At 71.4% G+C, this 16,016-nt stretch carries 13 protein-coding genes; 8 read left to right on the forward strand and 5 right to left on the reverse strand.

Features of this window, described 5'->3' with window-relative positions; genetic code table 11:
• Positions 1–42 precede the first annotated feature (42 nt).
• The gene (locus ACFWAR_RS30075; RefSeq protein WP_385783769.1) at positions 43–735 is read right to left on the reverse strand and encodes an ABC transporter ATP-binding protein; all 693 of its coding nucleotides are present in this window, start codon (positions 733–735) and stop codon (positions 43–45) included.
• A complete protein-coding gene (locus ACFWAR_RS30080) occupies positions 732–1,832 on the reverse strand; it encodes an ABC transporter permease (RefSeq protein ID WP_385783772.1) in 1,101 nt (366 codons plus the stop codon). The genes ACFWAR_RS30075 and ACFWAR_RS30080 overlap by 4 nt, the downstream gene beginning before the upstream one ends.
• Positions 1,833–1,966: 134 nt before the next feature.
• On the opposite strand from ACFWAR_RS30080, the gene ACFWAR_RS30085 reads away from it, so the two are divergent.
• A complete protein-coding gene (locus ACFWAR_RS30085; protein WP_385783775.1) occupies positions 1,967–3,304 on the forward strand; it encodes a sensor histidine kinase in 1,338 nt (445 codons plus the stop codon).
• Entirely contained in the window at positions 3,301–3,930 is a 630-nt protein-coding gene (locus ACFWAR_RS30090) for a response regulator (protein WP_385783778.1), read from the forward strand. The genes ACFWAR_RS30085 and ACFWAR_RS30090 overlap by 4 nt, the downstream gene beginning before the upstream one ends.
• Positions 3,931–3,992: 62 nt before the next feature.
• Here ACFWAR_RS30090 and ACFWAR_RS30095 read toward each other — a convergent pair whose 3' ends face one another.
• Positions 3,993–5,480, reverse strand: coding sequence for a PLP-dependent aminotransferase family protein (locus tag ACFWAR_RS30095; RefSeq protein WP_385783781.1), 1,488 nt, complete (start codon positions 5,478–5,480; stop codon positions 3,993–3,995).
• Between the two features lie 89 nt (positions 5,481–5,569).
• Between ACFWAR_RS30095 and ACFWAR_RS30100 the strand changes: the two genes are divergently transcribed.
• The 4 genes from ACFWAR_RS30100 to ACFWAR_RS30115 all read left to right on the forward strand — a co-directional run bounded on the left by ACFWAR_RS30100 (position 5,570) and on the right by ACFWAR_RS30115 (position 8,664).
• The gene (locus ACFWAR_RS30100) at positions 5,570–5,827 is read left to right on the forward strand and encodes a hypothetical protein (protein WP_385783783.1); all 258 of its coding nucleotides are present in this window, start codon (positions 5,570–5,572) and stop codon (positions 5,825–5,827) included.
• On the forward strand, positions 5,824–6,405 hold the full coding sequence (locus ACFWAR_RS30105; protein WP_354383180.1) for a nucleotidyltransferase family protein: 582 nt from the start codon (positions 5,824–5,826) through the stop codon (positions 6,403–6,405). Before ACFWAR_RS30100 ends, ACFWAR_RS30105 begins: the two co-directional genes overlap by 4 nt.
• Before the next feature lie 250 nt (positions 6,406–6,655).
• Positions 6,656–8,275, forward strand: coding sequence for a malate synthase A (aceB, locus tag ACFWAR_RS30110; RefSeq protein ID WP_385783787.1), 1,620 nt, complete (start codon positions 6,656–6,658; stop codon positions 8,273–8,275).
• Positions 8,276–8,529: 254 nt separating this feature from the next.
• A complete protein-coding gene (locus ACFWAR_RS30115; RefSeq protein WP_385783790.1) occupies positions 8,530–8,664 on the forward strand; it encodes a DUF6408 family protein in 135 nt (44 codons plus the stop codon).
• A 41-nt stretch (positions 8,665–8,705) separates the two neighbouring features.
• Here ACFWAR_RS30115 and ACFWAR_RS30120 read toward each other — a convergent pair whose 3' ends face one another.
• Positions 8,706–10,706: a DUF2075 domain-containing protein gene (locus ACFWAR_RS30120; protein WP_385783793.1), complete on the reverse strand. Its 2,001-nt coding sequence runs from the start codon at positions 10,704–10,706 to the stop codon at positions 8,706–8,708.
• 348 nt (positions 10,707–11,054) lie between these two features.
• On the opposite strand from ACFWAR_RS30120, the gene ACFWAR_RS30125 reads away from it, so the two are divergent.
• Entirely contained in the window at positions 11,055–12,935 is a 1,881-nt protein-coding gene (locus tag ACFWAR_RS30125; RefSeq protein ID WP_385783796.1) for a DNA/RNA helicase domain-containing protein, read from the forward strand.
• Between the two features lie 229 nt (positions 12,936–13,164).
• A complete protein-coding gene (locus tag ACFWAR_RS30130; protein WP_385783798.1) occupies positions 13,165–14,355 on the forward strand; it encodes a hypothetical protein in 1,191 nt (396 codons plus the stop codon).
• A 100-nt stretch (positions 14,356–14,455) separates the two neighbouring features.
• On the opposite strand, the gene ACFWAR_RS30135 is transcribed toward ACFWAR_RS30130, so the two are convergent.
• Complete coding sequence (locus tag ACFWAR_RS30135) at positions 14,456–15,847, reverse strand: nucleobase:cation symporter-2 family protein (RefSeq protein WP_385783801.1); 1,392 nt, start codon at positions 15,845–15,847, stop codon at positions 14,456–14,458.
• Positions 15,848–16,016: the final 169 nt, after the last annotated feature.

A 16,016-nucleotide genomic window follows, 5' to 3' on the forward strand; every position in this document is an offset into this window, starting at 1 on the left:
CCCCTCGGCACGGAGGGGACCGGGGCCGTCGTCGTAGGGGGATCAGGCCGCGGGGGCCACCGCGGCGGCCTGCGTCAGGCGGCCGTCGTTCATCGTCACCGTGCGGTCCATCCGCTCCAGGTGCGCGTGGTCGTGCGTGACGAGGACGGTCGCCGTCGCGCGCTCCCGGGTGAGGGTGACCAGCAGGTCGAGGACGGCCGCGCCGCGCTCGTGGTCCAGGGCGCTGGTCGGCTCGTCGACGAGGAGCACCGCGGGCTCGTTCATCAGGGCCCGGGCGATGTTGACGCGCTGGCGCTGGCCGCCGGAGAGCTGGTGCGGGCGCTTGTCGGCCTTGTCGGACAGGCCGACCGCCTCCAGCAGCTCCAGGGCCCGGCGGCGCAGCTGCCGCGAGGGCCGGCCCGAGAGGTGGGCCATCACCTGGAGCTGTTCGGCTGCGGTCAGCGAGGCCAGCAGGTTCGGCTGCTGGAAGACGATCCCGATCCGCTCGCGGCGCAGCCGCGCCTTGTCGGCGGCGCCGAGCGTCGCGGTGTCCTCCCCGGCCACCACGACCCTGCCGGAGTCCGGGGTGACCAGCGTGGCCGCCACCGCGAGCAGGCTGGACTTGCCGGAACCGGAGGGTCCGACCACCGCCGTGAGGGTGCCCGCGGGAACCTCCAGGTCGACCGCGTCGAGGGCGGTGAGCCGGGTGTCGCCGTCCGGGTAGGTGAGCGTGACGTCGTGCACGAGCAGGGTCATCGGGCGCTCCCGAGGGCGGTCAGCGGGTCGACGGCGGTGATCCGCCGGATGGACAGGGCCGCCCCGACCACGCCCAGCGCGATCATGACGGCGGCGGGCACCAGGACGGTGGTGATGTCGAGGACGAAGGGCACGGCGCCGCCGCTGATCAGCGCGCCGAAGCCGACGGCGAGCCCGCTGCCGAGGCCGGTGCCGAGGGCGAGCATGACGACGGCCTGGCCGAGCGCGTCCTTCAGCAGGTACGGCGTGGACGCGCCCAGGGCCTTGAGGACGGCGACGTCCCCGCTGCGCTGGATCGTCCAGACCGTGAAGAAGGCTCCTATGACGAGGGCCGAGATGGCGAAGAGGAATCCGCGCATCAGCTGGAGCGAGCCGTTCTCGGCCTGGTAGGAGCCGATGGCACCGAGTGCCTCGTCGATGGTCTGGCTCTTGCTGGCGGAGGCCTTGTCACCGGCCGCCCAGTCCACGCCGTCCCCGCCGTCGAGGGCGACGACGGTGGCGAGGGTGTCCAGGGACGTGCCGGGATTGCCGATGCGCTGCCAGTCGCCCAGGTCCATCCAGACGACCGGGGTGTGGCTGTAGGAGGCGGTCCCCGAGACGGCCCCGACGACGAGCTCCAGGGGGCCGATCTTGAGCTTGGAACCGGCGCGCAGGCCGCCGAGCTCCTCGGCGGCCTTCTCGCTCAGGACCACCCGGCCCTGCGTGAGGGCGTCGGCCCCGACGCCCTCCTTCGGGGCGAGCCGACCGGTCGGCTCGACGCCGAAGACCGAGACGGCGGCCGTGCGCCCGCCCGAGAGCGCGTTGGTGGTGCGGATGCCGAGCGGGTCGGCGGCCCGTACGCCGGGCTGCCCCCGCCAGGCCTTCCAGGCGCTCTCGGGGAGCTGGGAATTGGTGAAGGACACCTTCTGGTCACCGGCGGGCGCGGCGAAGGCGAGACGGGTGGCGGGCAGGCCGGTGATGGCCGAGATGTTCTCCCGGGCCAATCCGGCGGTGAGCCCCGACAGCAGGCCCACGAGCAGCGTGATCAGCACCACGACCGCACCCATCAGGGCGAAGCGGCCTCTGGCGAACCGTAGATCTCTCCATGCGACGAACATGCTTCCCACCTTGGTCTTCGGCGTGGACACAAGGCATCGCGCCACGGTAGCGATCCTCGTGTCGAAGGGCGGAAGGAGACATCAAACTTTTGGTTGACCGGGGCCGGGCGGCGGCGACCTACGCTGGTCTGGCCATGGAATCCGCCCGTACCACCCGCCGTTTCCGGCCTTCGCGGCCCGCGCCGACCGGCGCCGACGCCCCGACCGCCGCCACCGGCCGCTCGCTGACCCCCGTCTCGCGGGTGCTGCGCCTGTGCCTGCACGCCCTGCTGTTCGGGCTGCTCGCCCTGGCCGCCGGGCGCGCCGTGACCGGTTCCGCGCCCGGCGCGGGGTGGGTGGTCGCCGCCTGCGCGCTGCTGGCCGTCCTCTACGTCGCCGGGGTACGGGCGCCCGTCGTGCACCGCTCGCCCGGCGCCGGGGCGCTCTGGCTCGCCGGGCTCGGCGCGGCCTGGGCGGGGCTGCTCGTGGTCTCCCCCGACGGGCTCTGGATCGCCTTCCCGCTGTACTTCCTCGAACTGCACCTGCTGCGGCTGCGCTGGGGGGTCGCGGCCGTCGCGCTGACCGCGTGCGCGGCGATCGCGGGCTTCCTGGGCCACAGCAGCACGGTGACCCCCGGGGCGTTCCTGGGGCCGCTGATCGGGGGCGCCGTGGCGGTGGCGACCGTACTCGGCTACCAGGCGCTGTACCGGGAGAGCGAGCGGCGCCGCGAGCTGATCGAGGAGCTGATCACCACCCGGGCCGAACTGGCCGCGGCCGAGCGCGGCGCGGGCATCCTGGCCGAGCGCGAACGCCTGGCCCGGGAGATCCACGACACCCTCGCCCAGGGCCTGTCCTCCATCCAGCTGCTGCTCCGCGCGGCGGAGCGCTCCCTCGGCGAGGCCCCACCGCAGGCGGGGCGGGACGCGGACGAGGTGCGGGACGCGGGCGGGGGCCGGGACGCGGGCGGGGACGACGAGGGCCGGGCCGCGGCGCTCGGGCACATCGCCCGGGCCCGGGAGGCCGCGCAGGACAACCTGGCGGAGGCCCGGCGCTTCGTCCGGGCGCTGAGCCCGCCCGACCTGGAACACGGGTCGCTCGCCGCGGCCCTGGAGCGGCTGTGCGTCGGCGCCCCGGGGGTGCGGGCCCGGTTCTCGCCGAGCGGGAGCCCGACGGAGCTGCCGACCCCGTACGAGGTGGCCCTGTTGCGCATCGCCCAGTCCGCGCTGGCCAATGTGGTCCGGCACGCGGGCGCCGGCCGCGCCGAGATCACCCTCACCTTCATGGACGCCTCCGTGACCCTGGACATCGTCGACGACGGCCGGGGCTTCGACCCCGCCGCGACCGGGGGCGGCGGCGACGGGGGCGGCTTCGGGCTCCCCGCGATGCGTTCGCGCGCCGAGACCCTCGGCGGCACCTTCACCGTGGAGTCCGCGCCGGGCCAGGGCACCGCCGTGGCCGTCACCCTGCCCCTGCCCGTGGAGGCCCCCCGATGACCATCCGGCTGCTGCTCGCCGACGACCACCCGGTGGTGCGGGCCGGGCTGCGCGCGGTCCTGGACACCGAGCCCGGTTTCGCGGTCGTCGCGGAGGCCGCGACCGCCGAGCGGGCCGTGGAGCTGGCCGCTTCGGAGCCGGTGGACGTGGTGCTGATGGACCTCCAGTTCGGCCCCGGGATGCACGGATCTCAGGCCACGGCGCTGATCACGGCCCGGCCGGGCGGCCCGCGCGTGCTGGTCCTGACGACGTACGACACCGATGCGGACATCCTGGCCGCGGTCGAGGCGGGCGCCTGCGGCTACCTCCTCAAGGACGCGCCGCCGGAGGAGCTGGCCTCGGCCGTCCGCACGGCCGCGGCGGGCCAGTCGGCGCTGGCGCCCGCGGTGGCGCTGCGCCTGATGGACCGGATGCGGACCCCGGCCGAGGCACTGACCAAGCGGGAGCTGGAGGTGCTCCAGCTGGTCGCCGACGGGCTCTCGAACCAGCAGATCTCCAAGAAGCTGTTCCTGAGCCAGGCGACGGTGAAGTCCCACCTGGTGCACATCTACGCCAAGCTCGGCGTGGACTCGCGCACCTCGGCCGTGGCGGCGGCCGGCGCCCGCCGACTGATCCGCACGCCCTGATCCGCACGCCCTGCCCCGGGCGCCCTGCCCCGGGCGGCGGGCGGCGGGCGGCGGGCGGCGGCTCAGGCCACCCAGTGCGGGCGCTCGACCGCGGGGGCCAGCGGGACCCCGTCGTGCAGGGCCGTGGCCAGCCGCCGCACGGCCTCGTCCAGCCGGTCGGCGGGGAGCGTGTAGGGGATGCGCAGCCGGTGCTCGAAGGTGCCCGGGTCCACGCCGAAGCGGGCGCCGCGGCCGATGTGGACCCCACCGGCCCGGGCCCGTTCGGCGAGGGCGGAGCTGACCGGTTCGCCGAGGTCCACCCAGAGCGAGAGCCCGCCGGGCGGCAGCTGCCAGCTCCACTCCGGGGCGTGCCGCTGGAGCGAGGCGACCAGCGCGGCGCGCTGTTCGCGCAGCTGGTCGAGGCGCTCGGGCAGCGACCGGTGCAGTCCCTCCAGCAGCGGCAGCGCGACGAGCTGGTCGAGCACGGAGCCGGTCATGTCGGCGCAGACGCGTACGGCCGTCAGCTCGGCGATCAGCTTGGCGCTGGCCCGGATCCAGCCGACCCGGAGCCCGCCCCAGTGCGTCTTGCTGAGCGAGCCGATGGTGACCACGTGGTCGGCGCCGCCGCGCGGGGCGAGCGAGGCCAGCGGCCGCGGCGCCGGTACGTCGAGGGCGATGTCGGCGATGGTCTCGTCGACGACCAGCCAGGTGCCGGTGCGCCGGGTGGCGGCGAGCAGCCGCAGCCGCTGTTCCTCGGGCATCAGCGCCCCGGTGGGGTTCTGGAAGTCCGGGATGACGTAGGCCATGCGCGGCACGGTCTGGCGCAGGGTGGACTCGGCGATCTCCATGTCCCACCCGGCGTCGGAGACGGCGATCGCGGCCGTGCGCAGACCGGCGCGGCGCAGCGCGTCGAGGGCGTTGGCGTAGGTCGGGTTCTCGGTGACCACCCGGTCCCCGGCCCGGCACAGCAGGCTGGTGACCAGCGCGAAGGCCTGTTGGGCGCCCGAGGTCACCAGGATCTGTTCGGGGCGGGTCGCCAGGCCGCGGCGGGTGAAGCGGTCGGCGACGGCCGCGCGCAGGTCGGGCAGGCCGAAGGGGTGGTAGCCGGGGCTGCGGGCGAGGGCGGGCAGCCGGGGCGCGGCCCAGGCCAGGGCGTCCGCCAGGCTGCCGTCCGGCGCGCCCATGGCGGCGATGGCCAGGTCGATGCCGGGGTCGCCGTCGGCGCTGTAGCCGCCCCCGCCGAGGAGGGCGTGCGCGCCGACCGGGACGTGCCCCTCGGGCAGTTCGGTCCAGGTGCCGGAGCCGCGGCGGCTGCGCACGTACCCGCTCTCGCGCAGCAGGTCGTAGGCGCTGGAGACGGTGGCCCGACTGGCGGCGAGGGCCTCGGCGAGGTCGCGTTCGGCGGGCAGGCGCACGTGCAGGGCGATCCGGCCGTCGAGGATCAGGGTGCGCACGGCGTCGGCGAGGCCCCGGTAGCCGGGGCGGGCGCGGACGTCCGCGGGAAGCAGGGCGGCGAGCTGGCGGCTGCCGATGGCCCTGTCCGCCGTGTGGACCACTCGCTCGTTCGCCATGCCAACCTCCCCTGATTGGCTCTGCCTGCCAGGCCAATCGAAGTCCAGACTCTCGGTATTGGCCCCTGATTGGCAAGGACGTACCGAAAATGCTGACCGACCGTGACGAACGCGCGCTGCTCCTGGCCACCGAGGAGCGGATCTCGGCGCCCTTGCGGCTGCGGGCCGCGCTGGCCGCCGTACGCGCCCTCCTGCGCCCGACCCGCCGGGGCGCGGGGGGAGAATCGCAGGCATGTCAGACTCCCCCGCCTCCGCGGCCGTTCCGGCTCGCCCCGGCCCTTCGCCCCGCGCCGCGTCCCGCCCCGCGCCCCTCCGCCCACCGCTCGTCGACCCCGCAGGCCCGGTGATCGCGGGCCTGCTGCTCGCGGCGGGCGGCGGGCGGCGGCTCGGCGGGCGCCCCAAGGCCCTGCTGCCCCACCACGGCCGACCGCTGGTCGAGAACGCCGTGCGGGTGCTGCGCGAGGCGGGCTGCGCCCCGGTGCACGTGGTGCTGGGGGCCGCCGCGGACGAGGTCCGCGAGCGGGCCGACCTGAGCGGCTGCGTGGTGGTCGACAACCCCGACTGGGCGGAGGGCATGGGCTCCTCCCTGCGGGTCGGGCTGGCCTCGCTGGCCGGGACGGACGCGGTCGCGGCCCTGGTCTCCCTGGTGGACCAGCCGGGCATCGGCGCGGTCGCGGTGGCCCGGGTGCGCGCGGCGTACCGCTCCCCCGCGAGCCTGGTCGCGGCGGCGTACGCGGGCGAGCGCGGCCACCCGGTGCTCTTCGGGGCGGACCGGTGGGCGGACATCGCGGCGACGGCGACGGGCGACAAGGGCGCCCGGGTGCACCTGTCGCGACACGCCGACGAACTGGTTCTCGTGGAGTGTGCGGACGTGGCCGAGGCCTTCGACATCGACACGCCCCCCGACCTGGCACGTCTGGGTTGAGCGGGGCGTGACCGCCGTGGCACCGAGGGCCACCGGAGATCGGAATCTGTCGACCCGGAGAATCTCGACATCAACAAACCATTGAACTTCCACCATGAGGAAATTACTATCCACTGGTCAGAAGCGCCCTGAACCACAGACGGCGCCCGCGACCGTTTCACGGAACTCTCTCCAGTCCGCGGCACTGCGTGCCGCATGCGCGAGCATTCCCCCGCGGCCGCCAGGCACCGCCGCTGAAGGAGTGACAGTTATGTCCGCACCAGCGCCGTCCCCGCTGGCCATCGTCGACGCCGAGGTCCTGCCCCGGCAGGACGAGGTCCTCACCGAAGCGGCCCTCGCCTTCGTGGCCGAGCTGCACCGGCGGTTCACGCCCCGCCGCGACGAGCTGCTCGCCCGCCGCGCCGACCGGCGCGCCGAGATCGCCCGCACCTCCAGCCTCGACTTCCTCCCGGAGACCGCGGGGATCCGCGAGGGCGACTGGAAGGTCGCGCCGGCCCCGGCCGCGCTCAACGACCGCCGGGTGGAGATCACCGGTCCCACCGACCGGAAGATGACCATCAACGCCCTGAACTCGGGCGCCAAGGTCTGGCTCGCGGACTTCGAGGACGCCTCGGCTCCCACCTGGGAGAACGTCGTCACCGGCCAGCTCAACCTGATCGACGCCTACGAGCGGAAGATCGACTTCACCGACGCCCGCACGGGCAAGTCGTACGCCCTCAAGTCCGCGGAGCAGCTCGCGACGGTCGTCATGCGCCCCCGCGGCTGGCACCTCCAGGAGCGCCACCTCCAGATCGACGGCCGCCCGGTCCCCGGCGCCCTCGTGGACTTCGGCCTCTACTTCTTCCACAACGCCCAGCGGCTGATCGACCTCGGCAAGGGCCCCTTCTTCTACCTTCCGAAGACGGAGTCCCACCTGGAGGCGCGCCTCTGGAACGAGATCTTCGTCTTCGCGCAGGACTACGTCGGCATCCCGCAGGGCACGGTCCGCGCGACCGTCCTCATCGAGACGATCACCGCCGCGTACGAGATGGAGGAGATCCTCTACGAGCTGCGCGACCACGCGGCCGGCCTGAACGCGGGCCGCTGGGACTACCTCTTCTCGATCGTGAAGAACTTCCGCGACGGCGGCGGCAAGTTCGTCCTGCCGGACCGCAACGCGGTGACGATGACCGCCCCCTTCATGCGGGCGTACACCGAGCTGCTCGTGCGCACCTGCCACAAGCGCGGCGCGCACGCCATCGGCGGCATGGCCGCCTTCATCCCGTCCCGCAAGGACGCCGAGATCAACAAGGTCGCCTTCGAGAAGGTCAAGGCCGACAAGGACCGCGAGGCGGGCGACGGCTTCGACGGTTCCTGGGTCGCCCACCCCGACCTGGTGCCGATCGCGATGGCCTCCTTCGACGCGGTGCTCGGCGAGAAGCCGAACCAGAAGGACCGGCTGCGCGAGGACGTCTCGGTCGCGCCCGGCGAGCTGATCGCGATCGACTCCCTGGACGCGAAGCCGACGTACGAGGGCCTGCGCAACGCGGTCCAGGTCGGCATCCGCTACATCGAGGCGTGGCTGCGCGGCCTGGGCGCCGTCGGCATCTTCGGCCTGATGGAGGACGCCGCCACCGCCGAGATCTCGCGCTCGCAGATCTGGCAGTGGATCAACGCGGGCGTCGTCTTCGAGAACGGCACCCTGGCCACCGCCGACCTGGCCCGCGAGGTCGCGGCCGCCGAACTCACCGCGATCCGCGACGAGATCGGCGCCGAAGCCTTCGCGAACGGCAAGTGGCAGCAGGCCCACGACCTGCTCCTCCAGGTTTCCCTCGACGCCGACTACGCGGACTTCCTCACCCTCCCCGCGTACGACCAGCTCCAGGGCTGACCCACCCCGGCCTCGACCGAACTCGCACAGCGGCCGATTCCAGCAGCTCCGCCCCCTCCGCACGAGAGGGGGCGGAGCTGTTTTCGCGAGCGGCGCACGGGATTCAGCAGTACGGGGAAACCCGCCTCGGATATCATGGGGCGGCGCTCGACCCCTCCGCGTTCGTGGAGGGTGTGCACGTCGCGGTTCTCCGGAAACGGGACGGCCCCGGTTGGGGTCCCCCTTCCATCCGGCTCCTCAAGGAGATGCATCGCATGGAACCCGTCAAGCACATGCCCGCCCGGCGCACCTGGATCTGCGACCTCGCCATCGGCATCGCCGGTGGCCTGGCAACGGAACTGGTGCTCTGGGCCGGACACGTCGCGGCGTCGCTCGCCGGTCTCCGGTGAGCAAGGCGGCGGGCCCTCGAGGCCCGCCGCCTCATGATCCCTCAGAATCCGAAGAGATCCTTCTGATCGCCGTCCTCCAGGGCCCGCTGCCGCTTGGTCAGTTGCGCCTTGCGAGCCTTGACCATGCGCTCGAGACGCTCCTCCGCGGACAGTGCGGAGACGGAGGGCCTGAGCCCCTGATCGTCGACGGTGCCGACGAGTTCCCGCAGGTACTTCCGGGTGAGGCGGTCGGTGGAGTAGATCACCGTGCCGCGGCTCGCCCGGGTGAGCAGGACGTGGTAGGCGTTGCGCACCCGTCGGGCGAACTCGGCGGGGTCCGAGGGCAGGCGGGGATCCATCGAGCCCGGGCGCTTGGACACGCGCAGCCCGGTCTCCTTGTCCTTGGCCGAGGCCAGCCCCTTCGTGAACACCCAGGCGCCGTCGCGCCAGACCATGTCGTCGCCCATGATGACGCCGCACCAGTCCCACTCCAGGCCCTGCGCCGTGTAGACGCAGCCGACCTGACCGATCCCCTGCGGCCGTACGCCCCAGTACTTCGCGGGGGGTTCACCACCGGCGTACCTCGCCCGCTCCCCCTTCGCGTTCCAGGGGCGCTTCCACTCACCGATCCGGACGTCCTCGTGGAGTGCTCGGGTCTTCGGGTGCGGCTCGCTCCAGGGCCAGGCGTAACCGGCCACCATCCTCGCCGTGGCCCCGTAGTGCTCTTCCCTCAGGACGATGTCCTCGAGGGCCTCGACGCTGTCCGCCAGCTCGACGTGCATCAGCCCGTCCGGCGACCACAGTTGCGGTGAGTCTCCGGAGATGCCGAGCAGATCGAGCACCCAGTGTCGGTAGGTGTCACTGCCACCGCAGCGGAACTCGGTCTGCAGGTCGTAGATGTCGGGCACCACGTTGTTGCGCCGTGAAGCGTCCGCGATCAACGCGCTGTTGCCGACTTCGCCGCGCCGGAGCGACTGGTTCTCGTCGAGCAGGAAGACCGTGATCCGTGCCGCTTGGATCAACTCGTCCACCTGCGGCTTCTTCCCACGCTGCTCGGCCTTCCAGTGCTGGCGTTCCGACTTCGCCCGCATCCGGTGCGCCTCGTCGCAGATGAGCAGGTCGAGAGGCGGCTCCGGAGCGTCCACGAAGTTCAGGAAGTAGACGAGTTGCTCCTCCGTGAGCACGTCGTCCCTCTCGAAGAGCCCTCTCAGCGCTCCGTCGAAGGCGTAGGAACCGGTGGCGTAGCGAGCTTTCAGCCCCAGGCTCGTGAAGTGGCGCAGCAACTGCAGCCCGATGGCGCTCTTGCCGGTACCGGCCCCTCCCCGCACGAGGAACACCGCTTGGCCCGCACCCGTCTCGTTCGAATCCATCGCCCTTTGCACGGCACGAACGACATCGCGCCACACCGTCCGCTGCTCACCCCTCAACGTGAAGGTCGTATCGGTGCCCTCGGAGAGGGCCACCGCCTCCAGCAGCGGAGCGTTGCGCAAACCCATCGAACGAAGAAGGCGCTCGGCTGCCGGTGCCCCGCTCTCCCGGTCGAACCGGTCGCGCACCTCCTCCAGGAGGTCCTGGCGCGTCTCGTCCGTGAAATAGAGGGCGTGCGCACCCCGCGGTGTACCCGGGGCGAGTAGGGCGTTCACCGATTCGTCGCTCGCGTTGTGCAGGTAGGTGAGCCCGGCGTAGGAAATGCTGAGTTCCCGCTTCGCCGTGTCCGCGGAGAAGTAGTCGATGATCTGCCGCACCTGAGCACTCGGGTGCTTCTTGGCACTCTTGAATCCGGGAACGACGACCTTCTCCGAACCCTCGGCCGGGGATACCGAACTCCACCGCTTGAGCTCCACGACCAGCAGCGAATCCTCGCGGGTTTCGGGTCGCGTCCCCACCAGAATCACATCCGCGGGATCGGCCACTCCGTCCGGTCGGCATTCCACGAACATGTGGACTCCGCCGTATCCCGCTCCCACCAGTTCCTCGGCGAGCCTGACGAGGCTCTCCTTCCAGGCGGCCTGTTCTCCCGGGGACGCTTCCTTCTTCTGGAACTCGATCCAGCGGGCGGCCATGTGCGGAAGGAGCCGACCGCGGGCATGCAGTCGCAGCAGGTGGTCGGCGGAGAGTTGGAGCAGGAGCACGAGCAGGTCCCCCAGGGCACGAGAAATCCCGTGCGGTGGGAGCCTGTCCGAATCCGGAAGCCCGTCGGTCCGCGATGACCCGGCGATCATAGAACGGCCCGTGCTGCCGGCGACCCGGCATCCCTCATTCCGGGGATCAGGCACCGCGATAGTCTTGACACCGACATCCACGCGGCCCGCCGGGCTTCCGCTCCGCGCTCTCGGAGTTCCGAGGGCGCCAGGAGTTCCGAAGGACATGCCCCCACCCGCACGACCACTTCGTGCTGCCTGGGGGCTTCCTTGCTGTTCCGCGACTCTGCTGCCGCGGTGGCTGCCGAGATTCTCGCAAGCTCGCTGTATTTCCGGCTGACCGAGCAGTTCGTCCACGTCCACGGCCACAAGCCGGGCGCCGGTGAGATCCGATCGTGGGAGCGCAGCATTCCGACGGTCGTCAACGCGCTCAACGACGCCGGGCTCGGCCAAGTGGAAGTGCTGATCGAGTACGGACTGCCGCTCACCAGCAAGCGCGCCGACATCGTCTTGGCGGGACGACACCCGAAGACCGGTGAGCCCTCGTACCTGGTGGTCGAGCTCAAACAGTGGAGTCAAGTCGCGCCCGATGACGACGACCCGATGCTCTGCCACGTCGACGCCTACCGGCAGCCCCAGCTCAATCCCATCGAGCAGGTCCGCCGGTACTGCCGATACCTGACGGACTTCAACGGCGCGCTTTCCGGGCACCCCGAGCGTCTCCAGGGCATCGCGTACCTGCACAACGCCAGCGAATTCGGGGCAGCGGGCCTGACCGAAGTGGGCGAGGACCCGTACGGACGGCTCTTCACCGGTGAACGCCGGGGCGCCCTTCTCGCCCACCTGCGCGCCAGCTTTTCACCCGCATCGGGAGCTTCGGCCGCTGACGAACTCCTCGCGGGTCGGATCCAGCCGTCGACCCAACTGATGCGGGTCGCCGCCGAGGAGGTCCGCGAGCGCGAGCGGTTCGTCCTCCTGGACGAACAGCAGATCGCCTACCGCACCGTGCTCGGCGCCGTGGAACGGGCGAAGCGGTCCGATCACAAAGAAGTGGTCGTCGTCACGGGTGGCCCCGGTACGGGAAAGAGCGTGATCGCGCTCTCGGTCCTGGGAGAAATGTACCGACGTGGCTTCACCGCTCTCCACGCCACCGGTTCGCAGTCGTTCACGAAGACGATGCGAAAGGTGGCCGGGGCCAGGAAGCGGGAGGTTCAGGAACTCTTCAAGTACTTCAACAGCTTCATGACCGCCGAGAAGAACAGCCTGGACGTCCTCGTCTGCGACGAGGCACACCGCATCCGGGAGACGTCCGCGAATCGCTACACCCGTGCCGAGCACCGGAGCGGGCGCCCGCAAGTGGCCGAGTTGATCGATGTGGCACGGGTGCCGGTCTTCCTGCTCGACGAGCATCAGGTCGTACGCCCGGGCGAGATGGGGACCGTCGAGGAGATCCGTGCGGCAGCCGGGGCCAAGGGGTTGAAGTGCCGCGTCGTCTCGTTGGACAGTCAGTTCCGCTGCGGCGGCAGCGATGCCTACCTCCAGTGGGTGGTACGGCTGCTGGGCCTCGAACCGGGTGGCCCCGTCCGTTGGGAACCCGATGACAAGATGCGCTTGCTGGTGGCCGAGACTCCGCAGGAGATGGAGTCGTTCCTCGCCGCACGACGTACGGAGGGCTACGGCGCACGGATGTCCGCCGGATACTGCTGGAGATGGACCACGAAGACGGTACCCGGGCAGCCCCTGCCCGCGGACGTGGTCATCGGCGACTGGGCACGCCCGTGGAACGTGTACGGGGACCGGTCCGTCGACGGTGCGCCGCCTGCCGCACTGTGGGCGACCGACCCCGCTGGATTCGGGCAGGTCGGCTGCGTCTACACCGCGCAGGGCTTCGAGTACGACTGGAGCGGAGTCATCATCGGGCCGGACCTGGTGTGGCGCGGGGATCGTTGGATCACCGACCGGTCGGGCTCGAAGGATCCGGTCTTCAAGAGGGCCACGCCCGATGGAGATGTCGACCGCCTGATCCGCAACACGTACAAGGTCCTCCTCACCCGGGGCATGATCGGGACGATCGTCTACTCCACCGATGCCGAGACCCGGGCCCGGCTCCACGCACTGGCCGGGTCTGCGATCACCTTCGCCAACGCATAGCCAACGCCGTGCGGCGTGCCCCCGGAAGTTCCGGCTCCGGGGGCATGCCCACACCCGCCGACCAAACGTACGGTCGGGCGTTACCTCATCGTAATATGCGGCTACCTAGCGGTAACAACGTGTGGCGTGTCACCTTTCCGGTTGCCACCGGCCGGCGGTACCCCCACTTACGCAGCCATACACCGGAGTTGTTCCCGACTTCGGCGTGGCCGACCGCAGGAGTTCCGCAGTGATCGGATTCCGCACCGTCAGCAAGAACCCGACCGGGAGTCGTGTGCGACGACTCGCCGGGGCCTCGCTCGTCCTTCCGCTCGCCGTCGGCGCGCTGTTGGCCGGTGGAGCCGGTACCTCCGTCGCCAGCCCCGGGGCCGGGCCGACCGCCGTGGTCTCCATGGGCGACAGCTACATCTCCGGCGAGGCCGGGCGCTGGAAGGGCAACAGCCTGACCAACAGCGGCAGTCGGACCGGCACCGACCGCGCCTGGGTCAGCGGCAGCAGCTACGACCCGGCGAAGGTGTACGGCGCCACCGCCGGCGGGTGCGACCGTTCGGACTCGGCCGAGGTCCGCAGCGCGGGCCCGATCGCCGACGTGGCGGTCAACCTGGCCTGTTCGGGGGCGGTCACCGACAACGTGTTCCGCGCCTCCAACGGCGGCGTGCCCTTCAAGGGCGAGGCCCCGCAGGCCGATCAGCTCGCCGGGGTGGCCCGGACCAACGACGTCAAGGTGATCGCGCTGTCCGTGGGCGGCAACGACCTCGGTTTCGCCGACATCATCAAGGAGTGCGCGTACGACTTCGTGCTCTGGGGCTCCTACTGCTACGACGACCAGCAGGAGGTGGTCAACGGGCAGATGGACGCCGTCATGGCGAAGGTCGGCAAGTCCGTCGACGAGATCCGTGCGGTGATGCGCACCGCCGGGTACGCCGACTCCTCGTACCGGATCGTGCTGCAGTCCTACCCGTCGCCGATCCCGCGCGGCGCCGAGAACCGCTACACCCAGAGCGACTGGAGCCGGCTGAACACCGGCGGCTGCCCCTTCTGGAACAAGGACTCCGACTGGGCGCGCGACTCGCTCGTACCGCAGATCGCGGGCCGCCTCAAGGCCGTCGCCGCCGCCAAGGGCGCGCAGTTCCTCGACCTGCGGGACATGATGCAGGGCCGCGAGGTCTGCGCCAAGGCGAGCAAGCAGGTGACCACGGCGGCGCCCGCCTCGGCGAAGACGAGCGAATGGGCGCGCTGGATCGACAGCAGCGAGACGCAGGGTCCCATCCAGGAGGACATGCACCCGAACTACTTCGGGCAGTTGGCCGCCGGACGCTGCCTCGCGCTGGTCTACGCGCAGCCCGCGAGCGGCAACTTCGGCTGCCGCAACACCGCCGGGGGCGACCAGAGCGGGATGTACCTGACCCCGGCCTCCTGAGCCGCGGTTCCCTGAGCCTGGGCCTCCGGAGCCGCTCACGCATACGGCGGTGCGCACGCCACACCCGCAGTGGGTGGCGTGCGCACCGCCGTACGTCCGCTCAATGCGCCGGGACCGCTTCCGGGGCCGCGGCGTGCGCCACGCCCTTCTTGTTGCCCAGGTGATTGAAGGCCAGGTTGAGCGCGATGGCCACCACGCAGCCCGTGCTGATCCCGGAGTCGAGGACGACCAACAGGTCCTTGGGGAAGGCGTGGTAGAAGGTCGGGGCCGCGATCGGGATCAGGCCGATCCCGAGGGAGGCGGCGACGATCAGGGCGTTCTCGCCCTTCTCCATGGCCGCGCCCGCCAGGGTCTGGATGCCGCTGGCCGCGACCGAACCGAAGAGGACGATGCCCGCGCCGCCGAGCACCGGCAGCGGGACCAGGGCGATGACGGACGCCGCCATCGGACACAGGCCCAGCAGGATCAGGATGCCGCCGCCGGCCGCGACGACGAACCGGCTGCGCACCTTGGTCATGGCGACCAGCCCGATGTTCTGGGCGAAGGCGCTGCACATGAAGCCGTTGAAGAGCGGGCTGATGGCGCTGCCGAGGGTGTCGGCGCGCAGTCCGCCCTCGATGGTCCTCGCGTCGGCGGGGCGCCCCACGATCTTGCCCAGGGCCAGGATGTCGGCGGTGGACTCGGTCATGCAGACCAGCATGACGATGCACATCGAGATGATGGCGGCGACCTGGAACTGCGGGGCCCCGAAGTGGAACGGGGAGGGGAAGCCGACCAGGTCGGCGTTCTTGATGGGGGCGAAGTCGGTCATGCCGAGCGGGATCGCGATCAGCGTGCCGACGACCAGGCCGAGCAGGATGGCGATCTGCTGGAGGAAGCCGCGCAGGAACTTGCGCATCAGCAGGACGATCACCAGGGTGGCCGCGGCCATCCCGATGTTCTCCATCGAGCCGTAGTCGGTGGCGGTGCGGTTGCCGCCCTGGGACCAGTTGAAGGCCACGGGCAGCAGCGATACGCCGATGAGGGTGATCACCGTGCCGGTGACGACCGGCGGGAAGAAGCGGACCAGCTTCCCGAAGTAGGGGGCCGCGAAGAAGCCCAGCAGACCGGCGACCATGATCGCGCCGAATATGACGGGTATGGCGTCCGCGCCCTCCCCCTTGCCGATCGCGATCATCGGGGTCACACCGGCGAAGGAGACGCCGTTGACGAAGGGGAGTTTGGCGCCGATCTTCCAGAACCCGAGGGTCTGGAGGAGGGTGGCGAGTCCTGCGGTGAAGAGCGAGGCGCCCATCAGGAAGGCCGTCTCGGTCGGGGAGAGCCCGACGGCCGGACCGACGATCATCGGCGGGGCGACCACGCCGGCGTACATGGCGGCCACGTGCTGGAGACCGCTCGTGAACATCTTCAGCGGAGGCAGGGTCTCGTCGACCGGGTGCTTCTCCTCCGCTACTGCGACTGCGTCTTTGCGAAACCTGGGCATTGCGGCCACGGCTTCCTCCGGTCGGTTAAACACGTCGGCAGGGACGTGGGTGTCTTGGAGGTGGTGCGAAAGCTGTGCGAGTCGAGCCTGTGAACCTGTGTGGAGTTGTGGGGGGGGTGGCGTGGCGGAGGGCTGGAGGTGCCGTGGCAGTGGCGCGGGGTGCGCGCGGTGGGGAGAG

The sequence above is a fragment of the Streptomyces sp. NPDC059917 genome, from assembly GCF_042730635.1.
Classification (GTDB): Bacteria; Actinomycetota; Actinomycetes; order Streptomycetales; family Streptomycetaceae; genus Streptomyces.

What these genes read in the sequence shown, in the direction of transcription:
- ACFWAR_RS30075 (WP_385783769.1), bottom strand. Translation starts at nt 735, where the DNA reads ATGACCCTGCTCGTGCACGACGTCACGCTCACCTACCCGGACGGCGAC.
- ACFWAR_RS30080 (WP_385783772.1), bottom strand. Translation starts at nt 1,832, where the DNA reads ATGTTCGTCGCATGGAGAGATCTACGGTTCGCCAGAGGCCGCTTCGCC.
- ACFWAR_RS30085 (WP_385783775.1), top strand. Translation starts at nt 1,967, where the DNA reads ATGGAATCCGCCCGTACCACCCGCCGTTTCCGGCCTTCGCGGCCCGCG.
- ACFWAR_RS30090 (WP_385783778.1), top strand. Translation starts at nt 3,301, where the DNA reads ATGACCATCCGGCTGCTGCTCGCCGACGACCACCCGGTGGTGCGGGCC.
- ACFWAR_RS30095 (WP_385783781.1), bottom strand. Translation starts at nt 5,480, where the DNA reads ATGGCGAACGAGCGAGTGGTCCACACGGCGGACAGGGCCATCGGCAGC.
- ACFWAR_RS30100 (WP_385783783.1), top strand. Translation starts at nt 5,570, where the DNA reads ATGCTGACCGACCGTGACGAACGCGCGCTGCTCCTGGCCACCGAGGAG.
- aceB (WP_385783787.1), top strand. Translation starts at nt 6,656, where the DNA reads ATGTCCGCACCAGCGCCGTCCCCGCTGGCCATCGTCGACGCCGAGGTC.
- ACFWAR_RS30115 (WP_385783790.1), top strand. Translation starts at nt 8,530, where the DNA reads ATGGAACCCGTCAAGCACATGCCCGCCCGGCGCACCTGGATCTGCGAC.
- ACFWAR_RS30120 (WP_385783793.1), bottom strand. Translation starts at nt 10,706, where the DNA reads ATGGCCGCCCGCTGGATCGAGTTCCAGAAGAAGGAAGCGTCCCCGGGA.